At 58.6% G+C, this 5,243-nt stretch carries 4 protein-coding genes; all 4 read left to right on the top strand.

From position 1 onward, the window contains the following. On the top strand, positions 1-1,559 hold a 1,559-nt coding region (locus Q0510_RS00600), incomplete at its 5' end, for a PQQ-binding-like beta-propeller repeat protein (RefSeq protein WP_298707292.1). Positions 1,560-1,660: 101 nt separating this feature from the next. Further along, positions 1,661-2,248 carry a sigma-70 family RNA polymerase sigma factor gene (locus Q0510_RS00595; protein WP_298707290.1) on the top strand — a complete coding sequence of 196 codons (588 nt, stop codon included), beginning with the start codon at positions 1,661-1,663 and terminating at the stop codon, positions 2,246-2,248. A 43-nt stretch (positions 2,249-2,291) separates the two neighbouring features. Further along, a complete protein-coding gene (locus Q0510_RS00590) occupies positions 2,292-3,458 on the top strand; it encodes a FecR family protein (protein ID WP_298707288.1) in 1,167 nt (388 codons plus the stop codon). A gap of 209 nt (positions 3,459-3,667) precedes the next feature. Continuing rightward, positions 3,668-5,243 (top strand): SusC/RagA family TonB-linked outer membrane protein (locus tag Q0510_RS00585; protein WP_298707286.1); only part of this gene is annotated, 1,576 nt, incomplete at its 3' end.

The following is a 5,243-nucleotide window of genomic DNA, read 5'->3' as shown; positions in this document are numbered from 1 at the left end:
TGACCAGGGGCGGCCGTGTGGCCGAATCCGTGGATGCGGCCCCTGGGCATATCCGCGCATTCGATGTGCAGACGGGCAAACGCCAATGGATCTTCCATACGATCCCCCATCCCGGTGAAACCGGTTACGACACCTGGCCTGATACAGCAGCATACAAAAAACTAGGCGGCGCCAACAACTGGGCGGGGATGGCGCTGGATGAGGCCTCCGGCATGCTGTATGTGCCCACCGGCTCCATCGGCGGTGATTTTTATGGCGCGCGGCGCGAAGGAATGAACCTTTTCGCCAACAGCCTCATCGCCCTGGACGCCGCCACCGGCCAATACCGCTGGCACTTCCAGACGGTGCACCACGACCTGTGGGACCGCGATCTTGCCGCCAATCCCAACCTGGTGACGCTGCATAAAGACGGCCAGCGGATCGACGCCGTAGCCCAGATCACGAAGCACGGTTTCATCTTCCTGTTCGACCGTGCCACGGGCAAGCCCGTTTTCCCGATCGAAGAGCGCCCGGTGCCGCAAGCTGCGTTGCCCGGCGAAAAACCCTGGCCCACGCAACCCTTCCCCACCCTGCCGGAACCCTTCGCGCGGCAAACCTTCACCGCCGCCGATGTTACCGATATTTCTCCCGAAGCGCACCGGGAGATGTCAGAGCGGTTCAAAACGGTCCGCTTCAGTGAAATGTTCACCCCGCCCTCGAAGGACGGCGCCTGGATCTTCCCGGGATTCGACGGCGGCGGCGAATGGGGCGGTGCGGCGGTAGACCCCGAAAGCGCCATACTGTACGTGAACAGCACCGAACTGCCCTGGTCCCTCACCATGATCGATGTGCCGCCGGCTGACGGGCAAGGCAGCACCCCTGCGAAAGGGCGGCATGTCTACAACCGGCATTGCCTTTCCTGCCATGGCCCCGAACTGCAGGGCAACGGCTCCGCCTTTCCATCGCTGCGGGATATCGGCAAACGTTACAATGCTGACCAGCTCCGCAGGATCATCGATAACGGGCGGAATATGATGCCTTCCTTCCAGCATATACCCGCATCCGAAAAATCCCGGCTGCTGGCATTCCTCCTGCAATTGGACGATAAGGCCCAAACAGCCGCCTCACAGAAGGAGCCGGTAAGCGAAACCATCACCGATCCCTACGTGATGACGGGGTACAACCGCTTCCTCGACAAAAACGGCTATCCCGGCATCAAGCCGCCCTGGGGTACGCTGAACGCGGTGGATCTGAATACGGGCCGGTTGTTGTGGAAAGTGCCGCTGGGTGAGTTCGAGGCGCTGCGGAAGCAGGGAATCCCTCCTACCGGCACGCAGGTTTACGGCGGCCCTGTGGTCACGAAAGGCGGTTTGATCTTTGTCGCCTCCACCCAGGACGAAAAAATCCGTGCGTTCGATAAGCATTCGGGTAAAGTGCTGTGGGAAGCGCAGTTGCCGGCGGCAGGTTACGCGACACCGGCGGTGTACATGGTGAACGGGAAGCAATTTGTCGTAATCGCATGCGGCGGTGGAAAGATTGGCAGCCCTTCCGGCGATCAATACGTAGCTTTCGCTTTATAGAACAACAATAACACGCAGCAAATGGTGATGGTCCTTCATTTTAACCCAAACATTTCCTGAAATAATTTTTAGTTTGCAGCCCCAAACGCAAATCATCCGTATTGACTTCCGGCTCATTACCATACAGCGACAGCAGCCTGCTTCCCAGGATAGCGGAAGGGGATGAAGCCGCATTTGCCGATCTCTTCAACCAATATTCGGGGCCTTTGTCGCGCATTTCCATGCGGATGCTCCATAGCGAAGCGGCGAGCCAGGAAGTGCTGCAGGACTTTTTCATCAAATTATGGCTGAACAGGGCCCGGCTGGCGGAAGTAGCCGCACCCGGCCCCTGGCTCCGGAAGGTCCTCATCCGGGAATGCCTGCAATACCTGCGCAAATCCGCGTTGTACAAAAACAAGCTCGACGCCCTTCCCACGCCTGCCGACAGCCAGAACCGCGCGATCCAGGCGCTTTCCGTCAAGGAGATACAGGAAGCGGTGGGCAGGGCGCTCGATGCCATGCCGCCCCAGCGGAAGCTCATCTACCGGATGAGCCGCGAAAGAGGGATGACCACGAAAGAAATTGCGGCGGAGCTGGGATTATCTGACGGATATGTGAGAAACGCGCTCAGCGCGGCTTTGCAGACCATCCGCGGCTTCCTCCCTCCCATCGATCTGCTGCCGGTGGCCGTTATTTTATATTTTTTTTAGCGGAGATAGTGACAACACTTCCCGACGCGCATCATCTATATACATGGACCACTCCCGCATTACATATCTCACAGGCCGCTACCTGGGCCAGAACCTCACGGAAGGGGAACAGGCCGAGTTTGACGAAATGCTCCGCGACCCGGCGTACCACGACGGTTTGCTGGCGGCGTTTGACGCGCAGGCCGGGGAACTGGACATGTCGGTACCGATGGATGCATCACTGCTGCCAATGCTGCATACGGCTTTGGCGAGCGACCGGCCACCGGTGCATGTTGCCTCACGCCGCCGCTGGATATGGCCCGCCGCGGCTGCGGTACTGGCGCTGGTAGCGGGTGGCTTCCTGTGGCTGTCGCACCCGGGGGGCCCGTCAAAACCGGCAGCCGTAGCAGAGAAGCGGGCGATCGTACCGGGCCGGGAAGGCGCGGTGCTGACCCTCGCGGATGGCTCGGAAGTGGTGCTGGACAGTCTTTCCAACGGCACGATCGCGCAGCAGCATGGCGCGCAGCTGGTGCTGGACAATGCGCAGTTATCGTATCAGCCGGAAGACGAGGGCTCCGGGAAACTCGCGTACAATACCATTACAACTCCGCGTGGGCGGCAGTTCCGGATCGTGTTGTCGGACGGCACGCAGGTGTGGCTGAATGCCGCCAGTTCGCTGAAGTACCCGGTGGCTTTCGGCGCGGGGGAAAGGTTGGTAGAGGTGAAGGGAGAAGCGTTCTTCGAGGTGGCGCAGGATGTGAAGAAGCCTTTCCGCGTGCAGGTGAACCAGCGGGCGGGCATCACGGTGCTGGGGACGCAATTCAATGTGAATGCCTACGATAATGAAAAATCCATCGCCGCCACGCTGCTCCGGGGCTCAGTTCGCGTGTCCGCCAATGCATCCGGCAGCGCTGCGGATGTGGTGTTGCGGCCGGGGCAGCAGGCGCAGGTCAGCGGTAACGGGATTCGGGTGGATGAGCATGCCGATACGGAGCAGGCGACAGCCTGGAAGAATGGCCTGTTCAGCATCGAAGGCATGGCTTTCGCGGATATCATGCGCCAGCTGGAACGCTGGTACGATATAGAAGTAGTATATGAAAAGGGGATTCCAAACATTGAATTCGAAGGGCAAATGACCAGGGACGTGCCGCTGGACGGGCTGTTGACCATTCTCAGCCGGAGCGGCGTTCAATTTAAGATCGAGGGGAGAAAGCTGATCGTTCAGCAATAGCATATGTAATAACCAACATCAGATATGAGACGATAAAAAAATTACCGCCACAGTTACGACCTGTGACGGTAAAGGATTCAGCTGGTGAAAACAGCCTTTTACATCAATTTTCTAACAACCAAATCTGCTTGCAATTTATGCAAAAAAAATGCTATTGGCCATTACCCGGTTTGCGGGTCCGCGGGCCTGTGGAACAAATCAAACGGATTATGCGACTCACCACCCTTTTATTGACGGCCGCTTTTCTGCAGGCGCACGCCACGGGCAAGGCGCAGCAGGTCACGATTACGGGCCGGCAGCTGACCTTGCGGCAGGTCTTCAAAGCCATTAAGGAACAGACCGGCCACGTTGTGCTGAATCAAAAAGGCGTTCTCGCCGACGCGAAGCCGGTTGCGGTTACCGCGAAGGATATGCCCCTTCGCCAATTGCTGACCCTCATTTTCAAGAGCCAGCCGCTGGAATACGACATCCAGGGGAAAACGATATTGATCACCCGCAAGCCACAACCGGAGCCGGTAGCTTCCGGTGTTGCTCCCGCTCCTGACACCGAAGCTGCCTTCGCTCCTGTCAGCGGGCTCGTCCGGTCTGCGGACGGGAAGCCGATGCCGGGGGTGAACATCGTGGTGATGGGACAGACGAAGGGAGCGGTGACCGCCGCCAATGGCACGTTTTCGCTGGAAGTGGCGGAGGGCGATGTGTTGCGCATTTCGGCTGTGGGATTTATGCCTTTGACGCTCCGCCGGGCCAACGGCAAATTTATAACGGTGGCAGACCAAACGGATAAACGTTCCGGCAACAGAGAAAACGACGAATCCGTTTCCGCGCTGCTTTCCGGCAGCGGATCCTTCCTGTCGGTGCGCCTGGCGCCCAGCACCTCGCCCCTGGACGAGGTGCAGGTGATGGCGTATGGCACCACTACCAAACGGTTCAATGCGGGTAATATCACGTCTATTTCATCGAAGGAGATCGCCAAGAACCCGGTGAACAACGTGATGGAGGCGCTGCAGGGCAAGGTGCCCGGGCTCTTCATCCAGCAGGTGACCGGGCAGCCGGGCGGGGCTTTCACGGTAAGGATGCGCGGTGCCGCCAACCTTACGACCGGCGCTACCCAGCCGCTGATCATCGTGGACGGGGTACGCTTCCCGGCCGGCACCCTCCCGCTTTCCTCCAACACCCTGTACGGCACACAGAGCTTCCTGCAGGGCGGCAGCGGGCTCAATTATATCAACCCGAACGATATCGAAAGCGTGGATGTACTGAAAGACGTGGACGCCACGGCTATTTACGGCTCCTCCGGCGCATACGGCGTCATCCTCATCACCACCAAGAAAGCACGCACCAACCGGCAGGCGTTCAATGCCAATATCTATACCGGCGTGTCCGTCATGGGTAAGGCGCCGGAGCTGATGGACACCGAACAATATCTCATGCTCCGCCGCGAAGCGCTTAAAAACGACAACCTTCCCGTTACAGACAAAGACCTCGACCTGAACGGCACCTGGCCTGAAGACCGCTACACCAACTGGAGAAAGGAACTGATGGGAAAAGCAGCCGCCACCTCCAACGTCAATCTCTCCTACAGCGGCGGCGCTGGCAACACCACCTATCTCATCAGTGGCAGTTTCCGCAATACCGGCAATATCCAGCGCCATACCGGCGCCAATAAAGACGGATCGTTGCGGTTTGCCCTGAATACCGGCACCACGGATAACAAATTCAACATTTCGCTGACCGGTACCTATCTCAGTTCTGTAAACGATATGGTGCCGCAAGACTTCTCCGGCT

Origin of the sequence: uncultured Chitinophaga sp. (genome assembly GCF_937874145.1) — a bacterium.
In the GTDB taxonomy this organism is placed as follows: domain Bacteria; phylum Bacteroidota; class Bacteroidia; order Chitinophagales; family Chitinophagaceae; genus Chitinophaga.
The sequence above is the reverse complement of the archived record's forward strand: the minus strand, read 5'-3'. Positions and strand labels throughout refer to the sequence as shown.